At 69.7% G+C, this 14,945-nt stretch carries 18 protein-coding genes; 9 read left to right on the forward strand and 9 right to left on the reverse strand.

The annotated features are described in order from the left end of the window. The first annotated feature begins 7 nt into the window (after positions 1-7). From eda to AC07ZS_RS10725, 3 genes are all read left to right on the forward strand, one after another. The gene (gene eda, locus AC07ZS_RS10715) at positions 8-646 is read left to right on the forward strand and encodes a bifunctional 4-hydroxy-2-oxoglutarate aldolase/2-dehydro-3-deoxy-phosphogluconate aldolase (protein ID WP_494798584.1); all 639 of its coding nucleotides are present in this window, start codon (positions 8-10) and stop codon (positions 644-646) included. Positions 647-659: 13 nt separating this feature from the next. Further along, on the forward strand, positions 660-2,234 hold the full coding sequence (pgi, locus tag AC07ZS_RS10720) for a glucose-6-phosphate isomerase (RefSeq protein WP_494798585.1): 1,575 nt from the start codon (positions 660-662) through the stop codon (positions 2,232-2,234). A gap of 120 nt (positions 2,235-2,354) precedes the next feature. Next, positions 2,355-2,708 (forward strand): hypothetical protein, encoded by a 354-nt coding sequence (locus AC07ZS_RS10725; protein ID WP_494798586.1) that lies wholly within the window; start codon positions 2,355-2,357, stop codon positions 2,706-2,708. A gap of 161 nt (positions 2,709-2,869) precedes the next feature. Here AC07ZS_RS10725 and AC07ZS_RS10730 read toward each other — a convergent pair whose 3' ends face one another. Beyond that, positions 2,870-3,613 (reverse strand): SDR family oxidoreductase, encoded by a 744-nt coding sequence (locus AC07ZS_RS10730; protein ID WP_494798587.1) that lies wholly within the window; start codon positions 3,611-3,613, stop codon positions 2,870-2,872. Positions 3,614-3,725: 112 nt separating this feature from the next. Between AC07ZS_RS10730 and AC07ZS_RS10735 the strand changes: the two genes are divergently transcribed. Both AC07ZS_RS10735 and AC07ZS_RS10740 read left to right on the forward strand, forming a co-directional pair. Next, entirely contained in the window at positions 3,726-4,616 is an 891-nt protein-coding gene (locus AC07ZS_RS10735) for a LysR family transcriptional regulator (protein ID WP_494798588.1), read from the forward strand. 22 nt (positions 4,617-4,638) lie between these two features. Further along, positions 4,639-4,986, forward strand: a complete 348-nt coding sequence (locus AC07ZS_RS10740) for a winged helix-turn-helix domain-containing protein (RefSeq protein WP_494798589.1) — start codon at positions 4,639-4,641, stop codon at positions 4,984-4,986. On the opposite strand, the gene AC07ZS_RS10745 is transcribed toward AC07ZS_RS10740, so the two are convergent. Continuing rightward, positions 4,973-5,251 (reverse strand): hypothetical protein, encoded by a 279-nt coding sequence (locus AC07ZS_RS10745; RefSeq protein ID WP_494798590.1) that lies wholly within the window; start codon positions 5,249-5,251, stop codon positions 4,973-4,975. The genes AC07ZS_RS10740 and AC07ZS_RS10745 overlap by 14 nt on opposite strands. Before the next feature lie 121 nt (positions 5,252-5,372). Here AC07ZS_RS10745 and AC07ZS_RS10750 point away from each other — a divergent pair, with 121 nt between their 5' ends. Together AC07ZS_RS10750 and AC07ZS_RS10755 are read left to right on the forward strand one after the other, a co-directional pair. Further along, on the forward strand, positions 5,373-5,810 hold the full coding sequence (locus AC07ZS_RS10750; protein WP_494798591.1) for a YeeE/YedE family protein: 438 nt from the start codon (positions 5,373-5,375) through the stop codon (positions 5,808-5,810). 11 nt (positions 5,811-5,821) lie between these two features. Continuing rightward, positions 5,822-6,259, forward strand: a complete 438-nt coding sequence (locus AC07ZS_RS10755) for a DUF6691 family protein (protein ID WP_494798592.1) — start codon at positions 5,822-5,824, stop codon at positions 6,257-6,259. Positions 6,260-6,263: 4 nt separating this feature from the next. Here AC07ZS_RS10755 and AC07ZS_RS10760 read toward each other — a convergent pair whose 3' ends face one another. The 4 genes from AC07ZS_RS10760 to AC07ZS_RS10775 all read right to left on the reverse strand — a co-directional run bounded on the left by AC07ZS_RS10760 (position 6,264) and on the right by AC07ZS_RS10775 (position 9,710). Next, positions 6,264-7,286, reverse strand: coding sequence for a TRAP transporter substrate-binding protein (locus AC07ZS_RS10760; RefSeq protein ID WP_494798593.1), 1,023 nt, complete (start codon positions 7,284-7,286; stop codon positions 6,264-6,266). 32 nt (positions 7,287-7,318) lie between these two features. Further along, positions 7,319-8,611 carry a TRAP transporter large permease gene (locus AC07ZS_RS10765; RefSeq protein ID WP_291113066.1) on the reverse strand — a complete coding sequence of 431 codons (1,293 nt, stop codon included), beginning with the start codon at positions 8,609-8,611 and terminating at the stop codon, positions 7,319-7,321. A 68-nt stretch (positions 8,612-8,679) separates the two neighbouring features. After that, positions 8,680-9,171, reverse strand: coding sequence for a TRAP transporter small permease subunit (locus AC07ZS_RS10770; RefSeq protein WP_494798594.1), 492 nt, complete (start codon positions 9,169-9,171; stop codon positions 8,680-8,682). Continuing rightward, positions 9,168-9,710, reverse strand: coding sequence for a gluconokinase (locus AC07ZS_RS10775; protein ID WP_494798595.1), 543 nt, complete (start codon positions 9,708-9,710; stop codon positions 9,168-9,170). The genes AC07ZS_RS10770 and AC07ZS_RS10775 overlap by 4 nt, the downstream gene beginning before the upstream one ends. A gap of 144 nt (positions 9,711-9,854) precedes the next feature. Between AC07ZS_RS10775 and gntR the strand changes: the two genes are divergently transcribed. Together gntR and AC07ZS_RS10785 are read left to right on the forward strand one after the other, a co-directional pair. Continuing rightward, a complete protein-coding gene (gene gntR / locus AC07ZS_RS10780) occupies positions 9,855-10,916 on the forward strand; it encodes an HTH-type transcriptional regulator GntR (RefSeq protein ID WP_494798596.1) in 1,062 nt (353 codons plus the stop codon). 38 nt (positions 10,917-10,954) lie between these two features. Further along, a complete protein-coding gene (locus tag AC07ZS_RS10785) occupies positions 10,955-11,242 on the forward strand; it encodes a DUF1330 domain-containing protein (protein WP_494798597.1) in 288 nt (95 codons plus the stop codon). On the opposite strand, the gene creD is transcribed toward AC07ZS_RS10785, so the two are convergent. The 3 genes from creD to creB all read right to left on the reverse strand — a co-directional run bounded on the left by creD (position 11,236) and on the right by creB (position 14,821). Further along, positions 11,236-12,588, reverse strand: a complete 1,353-nt coding sequence (creD, locus tag AC07ZS_RS10790; protein WP_494798598.1) for a cell envelope integrity protein CreD — start codon at positions 12,586-12,588, stop codon at positions 11,236-11,238. The genes AC07ZS_RS10785 and creD overlap by 7 nt on opposite strands. A 94-nt stretch (positions 12,589-12,682) precedes the next feature. Then, on the reverse strand, positions 12,683-14,122 hold the full coding sequence (gene creC, locus AC07ZS_RS10795) for a two-component system sensor histidine kinase CreC (protein ID WP_494798599.1): 1,440 nt from the start codon (positions 14,120-14,122) through the stop codon (positions 12,683-12,685). Next, on the reverse strand, positions 14,123-14,821 hold the full coding sequence (gene creB, locus AC07ZS_RS10800; RefSeq protein ID WP_494798600.1) for a two-component system response regulator CreB: 699 nt from the start codon (positions 14,819-14,821) through the stop codon (positions 14,123-14,125). Positions 14,822-14,945 lie beyond the last annotated feature (124 nt).

Raw genomic sequence — 14,945 nt, forward strand, 5'->3', positions numbered from 1 at the left:
AGACACCATGACGACCACCTGCTTCACCCGCCCTGCTTTCACCGCCCGCGTCGTGCCCGTCATCGTCCTGAGCGACGAGGGCCAGGCCGTGCCGCTGGCCCATGCGCTGCTCGAAGGCGGCATCGACGTGATGGAGATCACCCTGCGCTCGGGCGTGGCGCTGCGCGCCATCGAGGCCGTGGCGCGCGCCGTGCCGAAGATGCACCTGGGTGCGGGCACCGTCACGCGCGCGGCCGAGGTGCCGCAGGTGGTGAGCGCGGGCGCGAAGTTCGCCCTCTCGCCGGGCTGCTCCGAAGCCCTGGTGGACGCGGTGAAGGCCGCGAAGCTGCCCTTCATTCCCGGCGTGATGACGCCCAGCGAAGTGATGCGCGCGCGCGACCACGGCTTCACCCTCATGAAACTGTTTCCCGCCGCCCAGGCCGGCGGCATCGCCATGCTCAAGGCGCTGGGCGCGCCGCTGCCCGATGTGCGCTTCTGCCCCACCGGCGGCGTGAGCACCGAGAACCTGCGCGAGATCCTGGCGCTGCCCAACGTGGCCATGGCCGGCGGCTCCTGGCTCACGCCCTCGGACGCGCTGCGCCAAGGCGACTGGAAACGCATCACCCGCCTCGCCCGCGAAGCCACCACCCTGGCCACCGCCGTCTGACGCCTCCGCCTCCATGACCCTGCCCACCACCCTGCCCGCCTGGGCGCAACTGCAATCCCTGGCCGGGGCACCGCAGCCCCACCTGCGCGACCTGCTGCCCGCCGACACCGGCCGCGCCGAGCGCATGGCGCTGCGCGCCACCGGCATCACCCTGGACGCGAGCCGCCAGCGCGTCTCGCCCGCCATCCAGCAGGCCTTGCTGGCGCTGGCCGAGCAGGCCGGCGTGGCCGCGCAGCGCGACGCCATGTTCCGGGGCGAGCGCATCAATGCCACCGAAGACCGCCCGGTGCTGCACGCGGCGCTGCGCGGTGACCCCCTGCACACCGGCCCCTGGGGCGCGGAGGTGCAGAAGGCCGTGCAGCACGAGCTGGCCCGCGTCTGCGACTTCGCCGAAGCCCTGCGCGCCGGCACGGTGCGCGGGCACAGCGGCGAGGCCATCACCGACGTGGTGAACATCGGCATCGGCGGCTCCGACCTCGGCCCGCGCATGGCGGCCGATGCGCTGGCGCACCTGGCCCACCCCGGCGTGCGCGTGCACTACGTCTCCAACCCCGATGCCTGGGCGCTGTGGAGCGTGCTGCGCGAACTGGACGCGGCACGCACGCTGTTCATCGTCTCGAGCAAGACCTTCACCACCCAGGAAACCCTCACCAACGCCGCGAGCGCGCAGCGCTGGCTGAGCGACCACGGCTGCCCGGCCGATGCGCTGGGCCAGCACCTGGTGGCCATCACCGCCAGCCCGGCGCAGTCCGCGAAGCTGGGCTACCCGGCCGAGCGCACCTTCCTGTTCTGGGACTGGGTGGGCGGGCGCTACTCGGTGTGGTCCGCACTGGGCCTGCCGCTGGCCATCGCCATCGGCACCGAACACTTCCGGCTGTTCCTGGCCGGCGCGCGGGCCATGGACGAGCACTTCTGCACCGCGCCCCCGGCGCAGAACCTGCCGGTGCAACTGGCCCTCAATGGCATCTGGAACCGCAACTTCCTGGGCCTGCCCACCCAGCTGATCGTGCCCTACGCCTCGCGCCTGGTGCGCTTCACGCCCTTCGTGCAGCAGATGGACATGGAGTCCAACGGCAAGCGCATCCACATCGACGGCACGCCCGCCACGGTGGACACCGGGCCCATCGTCTGGGGCGGCCTGGGCATCGACGGGCAGCACGCCTACTTCCAGCTGATCCACCAGGGCCGGCACACCGTGCCGGTGGACTTCATCGGTGTTCAGAACGAGGACACGCCCCTGCCTCTGGCCGCGGCGCACCACGAGGTGGTCAACCTCAACCTGCGCGCCCAGGCCGAAGCAATGGCGCGCGGGCGCACGCTCGCCGATACGCAGGCCCTGCTGCAGAAGGACGGCATGGGCGAAGCCGAGGCCCGCGCCATGGCGCCGCACCGCAGCTTCGAGGGCAACATCCCGAGCCACATCCTCTGGCTCGACCGCCTGGACCCGTCGCGCCTGGGGGCGCTGATCGCCCTGTACGAGCACAAGGTGTTCACCCAGGCCGCCATCTGGCGCATCAACGCCTTCGACCAGTGGGGGGTGGAACTGGGCAAGACCATGGCCAAGGCGATGGAGAAGGCCGGCCTCTGAGTCCGCGTTGTCGCACAAACATGCGGCAAAAAATACCGTATCGGGTATAAACGCAAAAGTTCCCGAAAGGGGCAGGCGCTATTCCCATAGGTTCGGCACACACGGACAGCATCCACCAGCATGCAAAGAGTCAAGACCTTCCTCAGCAGCCTGACATCGATACTCACGCCGAATTCGGAGTCCGCGCCCAAGGCGCCCGACCCCAGGGCCATGGTCCTCATTCAAAAATCGATGCTTCGCCTGCTGGGGGTGAGAGGCGCCGAGCTCAACCCGCAACTGGAACACCGCATCCGCTACGCCTCCAGCATCGAGGCCCTCTGGTTCCTGCGCGCCGACCTGGCCCAGGCCCTGTGCCTGCAGCGCGACGAATCCAGCGCCCTGGCGGCCGTCTCCGACCTCACACCCCTCTTCGAAGGCAACGTCTCCAAGGCGCAGCTGCAGTCCTTCCAGCGCGGCCAGGGCCAGCGCCGTTGATGACTCACGTGGTTGAGTCCAACGCGCCCCGCAACGCCTGAAGCAGCGCCCACCAGGGGCATCGAGGGTCCGGCTCTGCCGGCCCCAGATGCCGTCCCCCTCCCAGCCGAAGGCGCCAGTGAGGGGGAAGCCACGAAGTGGCGCAGGGGGTGTTTCCTCCTTCAAGCCAGGCCGCCGTTGGCGCGCAGCACCTGGCCATTGACCCAGCCGCCGGCCGGGCTCACCAGAAACCCCACCACCGAAGCGATGTCGCCCGGCTCGCCCAGCCGCTGCAGCGGCGGCATCTGAGCCAGCGCCTGGATCTGTTCGGGCGTCTTGCCGTCGAAGAACAAGGCAGTGGCCACCGGGCCGGGCGCCACGGCGTTGACCGTGATGCGGCGCCCGCGCAGCTCCTTGGCGAACACCTGGGTCAGCGACTCCACCGCCGCCTTGGAGGCGATGTACACGCTGTAGCCCGGCAGGTTCATCGCCACCGTGGTGCTGGAGAAGTTGACGATGCGCCCGCCCTCGTTCAGCCGCGTGGCGGCCTCGCGCAGGGTGTTGAAGGTGCCCCGCACGTTGGTGTCGAAAGTGCGGTCGTACAGCGCGTCGCTGGTCTGCGCCAGCGGCACCGTCTGGAGCACGCCGGCGTTGTTCACCAGCACGTCCACCGAGCCCAGCTCGCGCTCGGTGGTGTCGAACAGGGCGCGCACGGCCTCGGGTTTCGAGACATCGGCCTGCACCGCGATGGCCCGGGCGCCGGCAGCGCGCAGTTCGGCCACCAGGGCCTCGGCCTCGGCGGCGCTGCGGGCGTGGTTCACCGCCACGGCATAGCCGTCGGCGGCCAGCCGGCGGGCCAGCGCGGCACCGATGCCGCGCGAGGCACCGGTGACGATGGCGACGGGGGAAACGGGTTGGGAGCTCATGGGCTTTTTTCCTGGAAAGGTTGAACGGTGGCCCGATGATGAATCGTTGTCCCGGAAAGATCAGTACCTAAAAATCGGCAACATCATTCGGATTTCAACAACAATAGCGCCCATGGACCGATTCCAGGAAATGCAGGTGTTCGTGCGCATCGCCGAGCGGGGCAGCTTCACGCAGGCGGCGGACGACCTCCAACTGCCGCGCGCGACCGTGAGCAACCTGATCCAGCGGCTGGAGGCGCGCCTGGGTGTGCGCCTGCTGGAGCGCACCACGCGCACGGTGCGGCTCACGCCCGACGGCGAGGCCTACCGCCAGCGCTGCCTGGGCCTGCTGGCCGACCTCGAAGAGGCCGACGGCCTGTTCCGCCAGGCCGAGCCCAAAGGCCTGCTGCGGGTGAACCTGCAGGGCACGCTGGCGCGGCGTTTCGTCGTGCCCGCCCTGCCCGGCTTCCTTGCGCAACACCCTCAGCTCGAACTGCAGATCGGCGAGGACGACCGCCTGGTCGATCTGGTGCGCGAGGGCGTGGACTGCGTGCTGCGCGCCGGGCAGTTGCGCGACTCGTCCCTGGTGGCGCGCCGGGTGGCGCAGTTGCCGCAGGTCACCTGCGCCAGCGCCGCGTACCTCGCGCAATTCGGCGAGCCCAAGACCCTGGCCGACCTGGCGGGCCACCGCGCGGTGAACTACCTCTCCAGCGCCACGGGCCAGGCCCTGCCACTGGAGTTCATGGTGAACGCCGCGTTGCGCACGCTGAACCTGCCCGGCCCAGTCTCGGTGACGGGGGCCGACGTCTACGCCGGCGCGGCCATCGCCGGCCTGGGCCTGGTGCAGGTGCCGCGCTACCGCGTGGCCGACGAACTGGCCTCGGGCCAGTTGCGCGAGGTGCTGGTGGACCTGCCGCCGCCCCCGCTGCCGGTGTCGGTGCTCTACCCGCAGAGCCGCCAGCTCTCGGTGCGCGTGCGCGCTTTCACGCAGTGGCTGGGCGAGCTGTTTGAAACCGTCGCCTGATCACGGGTTAGCATCGCCCCCCATGAAACCCCAGGTGCAATTCCGCCTGCGCATCAAGCGCGGTGACGTCATCGCCATCGGCCCGGGCAAGGTGAGCCTGCTCGAAGCCATCGCGCGCACCGGCTCGATCTCGGCGGCCGGCCGTGAGCTCAACATGTCGTACCGCCGCGCGTGGCTGCTGGTCGACGAGATCAACCGCTCGCTCACCGAGCCGGCGGTCTCGGCGGCCGTCGGCGGCGCCAAGGGCGGGGGCACCTCGCTCACCCCGGTGGGCGAAGAACTGGTGCGGCGCTACCGCGCGGTCGAAGAGATCGCCATGACGGCGGCCGCGGCCGAGCTCCGGCGCCTGACCCAGCTCATCGCCCCCTGACGCCGGCGCTGCTCAGGGCCTGCGCCAGGTCCTGTGCGTCTTCCGCCGCCAGCAGGAACGACAGGCTCACGTTCTCCGACAGCACCAGGGTCAGGGACAGCCCGTCGCTGCCCGCCAGGGGCTCGACCATCCATTCGCACACCCGCACGGCACTGCGCAGCTCGGGCAGCCGGCTGAGCGCACCGAGCACCGGCACCTCCTGCGACACCGGCCGACCCGGCAAGGGGTTGAACCCGGCCGCAAGCGCAGGGAAAGGTTCGGTCATGGCAGGCTCCGAAGAGAAGGGTGGGTGGGTCTTCGTTATATTTATCAGTATATAACCAACACACCCTCGACAGCACGCCCAGGGCATCACCCGTATGCTCGTGCCGTCACTGGAGACCACCATGCACATCGACTGGACCCATTTCACGCCCTGGACCTCGCTGGCCGGGGGCATTCTGGTGGGGCTCGCCGCCGCCGCCCTCATCCTCCTGAACGGCCGCGTGCTCGGCGTCAGCGGCATCCTGGGCGGTCTGCTGCCGCCCCGCGCGGGCGACGCGGGCTGGCGCATCGCCTTTCTGCTCGGCGTCTTCAGTGCGCCGCTGGTGTTCGGCTGGCTCGCCCCCGACCACCTGGTCCGCGCGCCGCGCATCGACGCCGGCGACGCGCTGCTGGTGGTCGCGGGCCTGCTGGTGGGCGTGGGCACGCGCTACGGCTCGGGCTGCACCAGCGGCCACGGCGTCTGCGGCCTCTCGCGCCTGTCACCGCGCTCGCTGGTGGCCACGCTGTGCTTCATGGCCGCCGGCTTTCTGGTCGTGGGCGTCGTCCGCCACCTGCTCTGAGGAGACGCGCCATGGCACGGATCATCGAATTTCTTGTCGGCCTGCTGTTCGGCCTGGGCCTGCTGCTCTCGGGCATGGCCGACCCGGCCAAGGTGCTGGGCTTCCTCGACCTGTTCGGCACCTGGGACCCTTCGCTGGCCTTCGTGATGGCGGGCGCGATCGCGGTGGGCGTCTTCGCCTTCGCGCTGGCGAAGCGGCGCACCACCAGCTTCTTTGGCGACGCCTTGCACCTGCCCAAGGCCACGCAGATCGACCGGCGCCTGGTGCTGGGCAGCCTGGTGTTCGGCGCGGGCTGGGGCCTGGCCGGTTTCTGCCCCGGCCCTGCGCTGGTTTCCATGGCCTCGGGCGAGTTCAAGGCCGCGGTCTTCGTCGCGGCCATGGTGGTGGGCATGCTGATGCACGGCTGGGCCGAGCGCCTGCTGGCCCGGCCGGCGCCCGCCGTGCGCTGAGGGTTTACTTCGCGGCGCGCGCCTTGGCGACGGCGGCCTGCGTTTCCTTCCACAGGTCCTCGCCCACGTTGGTGGCGATGCCCGAGTTCACGCCGGCGAGCTTTTCGCGCATGCGGTTGGCTTCGGCCGGCGAGAGCTGGTTGATCTGCATGCCCTTGCCCTTGAGGTCGGCCAGCGCCTTGTCGGCCTCGGCGCGCGTGTCCTGGCGCTCGAAGTCGCGGCTCTTCTTCGCGGCGTCCAGCAGCACCTTGTGCTCGTCCTTGCTCAGGCCGTCCCAGTACTTCTTGCTCACCAGCACGATCCACGGACTGTAGACGTGGTTGGTCACCGTGAGGTACTTCTGCACCTCATAGAACTTGCTCGAGAGGATGGTGTTGTACGGGTTCTCCTGGCCGTCCACGGTCTTGGTTTCGAGCGCGGTGAACAGCTCGGAGAACGGCAGCGGCACCGCGTTGGCGCCCAGGGTCTTGAAGCTGTCGATGAACACGTTGTTCTGCATCACGCGCAGCTTGATGCCGTCCATGTCTTCGAGCTTGGTGACGGCGCGCTTGTTGTTGGTGAGGTTGCGGAAACCGTTCTCCCAGTACACCAGACCGACCAGGCCTTTCTCCTGCAGCTTGTCCATCACCTTCTGGCCCACCGGGCCGTCGAGCACCACGTCGGCTTCCTTGGCGTTGTCGAACAGGAAGGGCGTGTCCCAGATCGCCATTTCCTTGGTGATGCCCACCAGGGTGGCGGTGGAGCCCACCATCATTTCCTGCGCGCCGCCGATCAGCGCCTGCTGCATCTGCACGTCCGAGCCGAGCGCGGCGGCGCCGATGGCGCGGATCTTCATCTTGCCGCCCGAGGCCTTTTCCACCTCTTCGGCGAACAGCTTGGTCGCGCGGCCCTGGTTGGAAATTTCGTTGAGGCCGTAACCGAAGCGGATGATGCGCGGCTTGATGTCCTGCGCCCAGCTGGCAGCGAAGGGGGTGGCGAGCGCGGCCGCCGCGGTGGCGGCGATGAGGGTGCGGCGGAACAGGGTCATGTCAGTCTCCTTGAAGTGGGTGAGTTGAAACGTCAGCGCATCCAGGCCACGGGCGCGGTGACGATCTGCGGGAACACGATGAACAGGCCGAGAACGATGAGGTAGGTGATGAGGAAGGGGTTCACGCCCTTGATGACCTGGTGCATGGGCAGGCGCCCGACACCGGCCACCACGTTGAGCACGGTGCCCACCGGTGGTGTGACCAGGCCGATGGCGCCGTTGAGCACGAACATCAGCCCGAAGTAAACCGGGTCGATGCCCGCCTTCACGGCGATGGGCAGCATCACCGGCGCGAAGATCAGGATGGTGGGCGTGAGGTCCAGCGCGGTGCCGATCGCCACCAGCACCAGCATCATCACCACCATCAGCACGCGCGGGTGTTCCACCAGCGGACCGAGCCAGCCGGTGAGCGTGGACGGCAGGTCGGCCAGCGTGATCATGTAGCTGGCCACGGCGGCGCCGGCGCACAGGAACATCACCACCGAGGTGGTGCTCGCGGCGCGCACCAGCGCGCTGTACAGCTCGGGCAGGCGCATCTCGCGGTGCACGAAGAGCGCGATCACCAGCGCGTAGAACGCGGCCACCACGGCGGCTTCCGTCGGCGTGAAGATGCCGCTCTTCATGCCGCCGATGATGATCACCGGCATCACCAGCGCCCAGACCGCGCGGCCCGTGAGGCGCAGGCGTTCGGCCATGGGCACCGGCGGCGAGCTGGTCAGCGTCATCTTGCGCAGCACCACGCGCCAGGCCACCACCAGCGCCACGCCCATCACCAGGCCGGGCACGATGCCCGAGATGAACAGCGCCGAGATCGAGGTGTTGGTGGTCACGCCGTAGATCACGAAGGCCATCGACGGCGGGATGATCGGGCCGATCACGCTGCCGGCGGCGATGAGCCCGGCCGACGAGGCCACCGGGTAGCCGTGCTTGCGCATCATGGGCAGCAGGATGGCGGACATCGCCGCCGCGTCGGCCAGCGCCGAGCCCGACATGGCCGAGAGCAGCACCGCCGCACCGATGGCCACATAACCCAGCCCGCCGCGCACGTGGCCGACCCAGGCCTGCGCCATGTCGATGATGCGCTTGCTGATGCCGCCGGAGTTCATGAGCTCGCCGGCCAGGATGAAGAAGGGCACGGCCAGCAGCGGAAAGCTGTCGATGCCGGCCACCATGTTCTGCGCCAGCAGCTGGGTGTCCCAGAAATCCATTACCCAGGCCATGGCGGCCCCGGTGAGCAGCAGCGCGAAGGCCATGTTCATGCCGATGCCCATGAGCACCAGCATGCCGGCGATGAAGACCACGAAGGCCAAAGCTTCAACAGACATGAAAAACCTCCGTGCTGCGCACTGCGGTGCGAGCTTGCTTGGAGCGGTCCTGCGCTGCGCTCATCGTGTCACTCCATGTCCACCGCGTGGCCCAGGTCGAGCGGCGTGCGCCGCACGATCTCGATCAGCACCATGGCGCCGATGGCCAGCGAGCACAGCAGCGCCGGCAGGGGCAGCAGCGCCACCGGGTAGCCCAGCACCACCGAATGGCTGTCCATGCCCACCACCACCTGCTGCCACGCGCCCCGGCCCAGCAACACGCAGGCCAGCAGCACCAGCAGGCGGATGGCCAGCGTGGCGAAGGCGAACGCGCGCGGGCGGTCGCGCAGCGAGCCGACCAGGCTGGTGAAGGCCATGTGCTGGCCCAGCGGGTAGGCGGCGGTCGCGCCCAGGAACACCATCCACACGAACAGCAGGCGCGAGAGTTCTTCGGTGGCGTTGATGCCGCTGTCAAAGCCGTAGCGCAGCACCACGTTGGCGAACACGCAGACCACCATGCCGGCCAGGCACAGCGCGAGCAGGGCCTCGGCCCCGTGTTTCAGGAATTGGGTGGATTTCATGGGCGAAGCTCCAGGGAATGGGGGGTGGCGCTGCCGTGCACCCAGTGCACCACGGCCGCAGCGAGTTCGGCCAGCGGGCGCGAGGCGTCCAGCGGCAGCACGCCGGGTTCGCGGCGCGGGTCTTCCAGCGTGGCGAACTGGCTGGCCACCAGGCTCACCGGGAACAGATGGGCCGGGCGCGCCGCCACGCGGTCGCGGGCCTGCTCCTGCGTGAGCTCGAGGAACACGAAGCGCAGGCCGGGCATGGCGGCCCGCAGGCGGTCGCGGTAGCGCAGCTTGAGCGCCGAACAGGTCAGCACCACGCCGCCATCCGCGTGCGCCTGCAGTTGTTCGGCCAGGGTGTCGAGCCAGGCCGCGCGGTCCTCATCGCTCAGGGCGATGCCGCCGCGCATCTTCGCGACGTTGCTGGCAGGGTGGAAATCGTCCCCCTCCAGCAAAGGCACGCCCAGCGTCCGGGCGCACAACTGGCCCAGGCTGGACTTGCCGCATCCCGCCACGCCCATGACGACGAGGGAGGTGTTCGGGGGCGATGCATTCATTTGGTAGCGCTGTCCCAACAAGGTAAAAAAGAAAACCGATCCACACCACCGAGCGAGCCCGCCTTCCCAGGTAGGGCATTGGCCGGCTTGTGGCACGATTCAGGGTAAATTCGGGTGTCCAGGGCCTTGGACAGCGCTATCCTAATGCCATTCTCACGGCATTCAACACCGGGAAAACCCTTGGAACCGACCGAACGCAAGCGCCGCCACAGCGGCCGCACCACCCTCAGCGACGTGGCCCGTGCCGCCGAGGTGAGCCCCATCACCGCCTCGCGCGCGCTGCGCGGCGAGCGCAGCGTGGCGGCCGAGCTGGTGGAGCGCGTCAAACTCGCCGCCGAGCAGCTGGGCTATGTGCCCGACCCGGCGGCGCGCGCCCTCGCCTCCCAGCGCAGCACGCAGGTGCCGGTGCTGGTGCCGCTGCTGTCCAACGCGTTGTTTGTCGACGTGCTGGAGGCCGTGCACCGCACCCTGCTCCCGCACGGCTACCAGACCCTGATCGGCGTGACGCACTACGAGCCGCGCGAGGAAGAACAGCTGCTGCGCAGCTACCTGGCGCACCGGCCGGCGGGCCTGCTGCTCACCGGCTTCGACCGCACCGAGGCCGCGCGCCAGCTCATCGCCGGCAGCGGCGTGCCCTGCGTGCACCTGATGGAGCTGACGCAGGCGCCCGGCGTGTACTGCGTGGGCTTCTCGCAGGTCGAGGCGGGCCATGCGATCACCGAGCACCTGGTGCAGCGCGGCCGCCGGCGCATCGCCTTCGTGGCCGCCCAGCTGGACCCGCGCACCATGCAGCGCGCCGAGGGCTACCGCCGCTGCCTGCGCCAGCACGGCCTGTACGACGCGAAGCTGGAGCTGCTGAGCCCGCAACCCTCGTCCATGCAGCTGGGCGGTGAACTGCTCGAAGACCTGCTGCGCACCCGCCCCGAGGTGGACGCGGTGTTCTTCTGCAACGACGACCTGGCCCAGGGCGGCCTGCTGTGCGCGCTGCGCCTGAAGATCGAAGTGCCTGCGCGCATCGCGGTGGCGGGCTTCAACGATCTCTCGGGCAGCGACCAGATGGTGCCGCCCCTGACCACGGTGCGCACACCGCGCCGCGCCATCGGCGAGGCCAGCGCGCAGATGCTGCTGAGCCTGATGCGCGGCGAGGTGCCGCCCAAGCCCTCGCTGGACCTGGGCTTCGAGCCCCTGATCCGCGGCAGCAGCTGAACGGCTTTAAGCTTCGGCATCCCCCCTCTGGAGACACCATGGCCGCCTACCTCTACGGCAACATCGAGATCACCGACCCCGCCCTCTACGAGGAATACCGGCGCGACGTGCCCGCCGTGATCGCCGCACACGGCGGCCGCTACCTGGTGCGCGGCGGCGCGGTGAAGGTGCTCGAAGGCCACGGGGTGCCGCAGCGCCAGGTGATCCTCGAGTTCCCCGACATGGCGCACCTCGAAGCCTTCTACCACTCGCCCGAATACCAGCGCCTGGTCGCGATCCGGCAGCGCGCCGCCAGCGGCACGCTGTTCGCCATCGAAGGCTACTGAGGCGGCGGGTCCTGCGAGGGAGTTGAGGCCCCCATCACGCTGTACCAGTCGACCTTGCGCGTCGCGACCATGATGGCGGCCAGCACGCCGAACAACAGCAGCGAGCCCATCATCAGCGCGTTGTCTTCCGAGATCAGGATGCCGTAGAGCACACCGTAGAGCGCCACCAGCAGGCCGCTCATGAGCAGGCCCGGCGCCCAGCCGCCCAGCACGTGGCGCAGGTAGTGCGCCAGCAGGCCGATGCAGGCCGCGCTGGCCACCAGGTAGGCCCAGACGAAGTCCAGGTGCTCGGCGATCGACAGCAACAGCAGGAAGAACAGCACCAGCGCGGCGCCGATCATCAGGTACTGCATGGGGTGGATGCGCCAGCGCTTCACCATCTCCAGCACGAAGAAGGCGGCGAAGGTGAGCACGATGAACATCATCCCGTACTTGGTCGCGCGCTCCGTCAGGCGGTAGACGTCCACCGGGTTGCCGAGCGAGACGGAAAAGCTCTCCGGCGTGCGCCGCTGCTCGCCTCCCTGCTGCACGAACTGCTGCTGAGCCTGGGTGGAGAGCGACGGCACGCTCCACGCGGCCTCGAAGCCCGAGGCGCTCACGCTGCGCGTGCGCGGCAGGAAGTCGCCGTCGAAGCTCGGGTGCGGCCAGCTCGAGCGCAGCTGCACACGGTTCTCATCGGCCAGCGGCACCCAGCCGATGCGGCCGGTGCCCGCGAGTTCGAGCTGCAGCTCGAAGGGCAGCACCGCGCCGGGCTTGAGCTGGGCCAGGTCGAGCGAGGCCGCCAGCGGCAGGGGCAGCCGCTGCGCGGCCGGCGCGGGCGCCACGGCCACCGGGCGGCCGTCGATCTTGAGCTGGGGCGCGTTGAGCAGGCCGCGCAGGTCGCTCACGCCCATGAGCAGGCGCGGCTGGCCCAGGCTGATCTGGCCGTTCTTCTCGCGCGGCTCCACCTCGCTCCACACGAAGCGGCCGGTGCTGCGGTTCACGCTGGTGTAGACCGTGATCGGAAAGACGCCGCGCCAGCGCGTCTCGGTCGCGAGTTCGCTGCGGGTCTCCATCAGCGTGGGAAAGCGGATCACCGCGTGCGACTGCGTCACACGCTCCTCGCGCGTGTGGCCGGTCTCGCCCACGCTCACGGTGCGGGTGAAGGTCTCGGTGTAGGGCACGTACAGCACCGGCCCGGTGAGGGTCTGCGCTCCGGCGTGCGCGCGCGCCACCTCCTCGGTGGCGGTCTCGCGGTTCTGGCTGCGCTCCTGGACCAGGTCGCGCACCATCATGAGGGGAATCGAAAGCAGCAGCATCAGCAGGCCGATGACCAGGACTTTGCTCAGCAGGGGGTATTTGTTCAAGTCGGGCTCCGTGGTGAGAACCCGGCCAGTCTGTCCCTGCCCTGTGAAGCGGCCGTGCGCTGCAGCGGTGTTTTGTGCAGCGGGCGTGAAGCCCTCAGGCCGGCAGGCGCCAGCGGGCGATGCAGCCGCCGGGCGAGGACACGTTCTCCACCGCCACCTGGCCGCCATGCAGGTCGCTCACTTCCTTCACCAGGCACAGGCCCAGGCCCGAGCCCTTGTCCTGCCCCTCGCCGCGCGGCAGCGAGTAGAAGCGCTCGAACAGGCGATCGCGCGCGTAGTCGGGGATGCCCGGCCCCTGGTCGCGCACCGACCATTCCACCTGCCCGCCCTCCTTGTGCAGGCGCAGCCACAGCTCGCCCTGCGGCGGCGAGAAGTCGATCGCGTTGTCCAGCAGGTTCTGCAGGGCCTGGCCGATGAGGAAAGCATCGCCGTGCACCACCAGGCCCGGCCCGAGTTCGTCGCGCACGCGCAGCGACTTGCGGTGCAGGCGCGGCTCGAGCCGCTGCAGCAGCTCGCGCGTGAGCGCGCTCAGGTCCACCGGCTCGCGCGTGCCCAGGCCCTGCATCTGCTCCACGTGAGCCAGCTGCAGCAGCTTGTCCACCAGCAGGTGCAGGCGCTCGGCCTGCCGCTGCACATTGCCGGCGAAGCGCTGCCGGTCGGGCGCGGGCAGGTCCTCCTGCAACAGCTCCGCCGCACCCCGGATCGCGGCCAGCGGGCTCTTGAGTTCGTGCGTGAGCGTGTGCACGTAACTCTCGACATAGGCCTTGTCCTCCAGCTTGAGCCGCATGCGCTCCAGCGCGCCTGCCAGATCGGCGAACTCGGTGCTGCCGCTCAGGCGCCCGAGCACCGGCAGCGGCGCGCGTTCCCCGCGCGAGACCGCGTTCGCATAACCGCGCAGGCGCGAGAGCGAGCTCGCGATCCACCAGCTGAACAGCAGACCGATCAGCAGGGACAGGCCCAGCAGCGCCCAGGACCAGCGCAGGATGCGCTGCTCGCTGCGGTCGATGTAGGGCTGCAGGCGCTGGTTGGGGCGCGAGACGGTGAGCACACCGATGACGCGGTCGCCGTCGCGGATGGGCGCGGCCACGTGCATCACCGTGTTGTCGGGGTCGTACGGACTGGCAGGGCTGGAGCGCGCGCCGTATTCGCCTCGCAGGGTGCGCACCACGTCGTTCCAGCGCGAGTGGTCCTGGCCGATGGCCTCGGGCCGGGTGTCGAAGCGCACGATGCCTTCGGCGTCGGTGATGGTGATGCGGTAGTCGATGCGGTCCTTGCGGAAGCCGCCGATGTTGGCGCCGGGCCGCGCCGTGTCCAGGCCCTGCAGCGAGCGGGCGAAGAAGCCCTCGGCGATGGTGCCGGCCTTCATGTCCGGCGTGGCCAGTTGCGCGAGCGTGTAGGCCGCGTCGATCAGGCTGTCTTCCATGGCCAGGCGCGTGCCGGGCTTGACCTCGTCCAGCAGCACGCGCAACACCACGAACAGCGCCAGGCCCAGCACCAGGAAGAACCCAATGAGCAGGCGCAGGCCGATGCGCATTCAGGGCAACCGCAGCGAGTAACCCATGTGGCGGTGGGTCTGGATCACCTCCGCCACCAGGCCGCGCTCGCGCAGCTTGGCGCGCAGCAGCTTGATGTGCGCGTCCACCGTGCGGTCCGAGGTGTGCGGGGCCCCGCCCCAGACCAGGTCCATGAGCTCGGTGCGCGAGAAGATGCGCTGCGGGCGCCGCAACAGCGTGGCGAGCAGCAGGAACTCGTAGCGCGTGAGCGCCAGCAGCTCGCCGCCGCAGGCGATGCGCTGCGCCTGCTCGTCCAGCGTGAGCAGGCCCGCGGCCACCGGGGCCGGCGCGGGCACGACGGCCGGGGGCACACCGGCCGCGCTGCGGCGCAGGATGGCGCGCACGCGGGCGCAGACCTCGCGCGGCGAAAAGGGTTTGACCACATAGTCGTCGGCGCCCAGTTCCAGGCCCAGCACGCGGTCGATCTCTTCGTGGCGCGCGGTCAGGAACACGATGGGCAGCTCGCTGGACTTGCGGATCGCGCGGCACACGTCGAAGCCGTTGCCGTCGGGCACGCCCACGTCCAGGATGGCGAGGTCCGGCGGTGCCTGCTCGAAGGCCGACAGCGCCTCGCGCGCCAGCCCCACGTGCCGCACCTCGAAGCCCTCGCTCTGCAGCGCATACAGCAAGGTGTCGGCGATGGCCTGTTCGTCTTCCAGCAGCAGGATGCGCTTGCGCATGGGGTCTCGGGGCGGTCGAATGGAGCGGGCCATCTTAACCAAGGCCCCGGACGGCCCCGAAAGCCCGTCACAGCTGGTTACGTGCACGACCTTTGACCACACGCCGGCTTCACACGGGCGCGGG

This window comes from Hydrogenophaga sp. GW456-12-10-14-TSB4 (assembly GCF_059424305.1).

What these genes read in the sequence shown, in the direction of transcription:
- eda (WP_494798584.1), top strand. Translation starts at nt 8, where the DNA reads ATGACGACCACCTGCTTCACCCGCCCTGCTTTCACCGCCCGCGTCGTG.
- pgi (WP_494798585.1), top strand. Translation starts at nt 660, where the DNA reads ATGACCCTGCCCACCACCCTGCCCGCCTGGGCGCAACTGCAATCCCTG.
- AC07ZS_RS10725 (WP_494798586.1), top strand. Translation starts at nt 2,355, where the DNA reads ATGCAAAGAGTCAAGACCTTCCTCAGCAGCCTGACATCGATACTCACG.
- AC07ZS_RS10730 (WP_494798587.1), bottom strand. Translation starts at nt 3,613, where the DNA reads ATGAGCTCCCAACCCGTTTCCCCCGTCGCCATCGTCACCGGTGCCTCG.
- AC07ZS_RS10735 (WP_494798588.1), top strand. Translation starts at nt 3,726, where the DNA reads ATGGACCGATTCCAGGAAATGCAGGTGTTCGTGCGCATCGCCGAGCGG.
- AC07ZS_RS10740 (WP_494798589.1), top strand. Translation starts at nt 4,639, where the DNA reads ATGAAACCCCAGGTGCAATTCCGCCTGCGCATCAAGCGCGGTGACGTC.
- AC07ZS_RS10745 (WP_494798590.1), bottom strand. Translation starts at nt 5,251, where the DNA reads ATGACCGAACCTTTCCCTGCGCTTGCGGCCGGGTTCAACCCCTTGCCG.
- AC07ZS_RS10750 (WP_494798591.1), top strand. Translation starts at nt 5,373, where the DNA reads ATGCACATCGACTGGACCCATTTCACGCCCTGGACCTCGCTGGCCGGG.
- AC07ZS_RS10755 (WP_494798592.1), top strand. Translation starts at nt 5,822, where the DNA reads ATGGCACGGATCATCGAATTTCTTGTCGGCCTGCTGTTCGGCCTGGGC.
- AC07ZS_RS10760 (WP_494798593.1), bottom strand. Translation starts at nt 7,286, where the DNA reads ATGACCCTGTTCCGCCGCACCCTCATCGCCGCCACCGCGGCGGCCGCG.
- AC07ZS_RS10765 (WP_291113066.1), bottom strand. Translation starts at nt 8,611, where the DNA reads ATGTCTGTTGAAGCTTTGGCCTTCGTGGTCTTCATCGCCGGCATGCTG.
- AC07ZS_RS10770 (WP_494798594.1), bottom strand. Translation starts at nt 9,171, where the DNA reads ATGAAATCCACCCAATTCCTGAAACACGGGGCCGAGGCCCTGCTCGCG.
- AC07ZS_RS10775 (WP_494798595.1), bottom strand. Translation starts at nt 9,710, where the DNA reads ATGAATGCATCGCCCCCGAACACCTCCCTCGTCGTCATGGGCGTGGCG.
- gntR (WP_494798596.1), top strand. Translation starts at nt 9,855, where the DNA reads ATGCCATTCTCACGGCATTCAACACCGGGAAAACCCTTGGAACCGACC.
- AC07ZS_RS10785 (WP_494798597.1), top strand. Translation starts at nt 10,955, where the DNA reads ATGGCCGCCTACCTCTACGGCAACATCGAGATCACCGACCCCGCCCTC.
- creC (WP_494798599.1), bottom strand. Translation starts at nt 14,122, where the DNA reads ATGCGCATCGGCCTGCGCCTGCTCATTGGGTTCTTCCTGGTGCTGGGC.
- creB (WP_494798600.1), bottom strand. Translation starts at nt 14,821, where the DNA reads ATGCGCAAGCGCATCCTGCTGCTGGAAGACGAACAGGCCATCGCCGAC.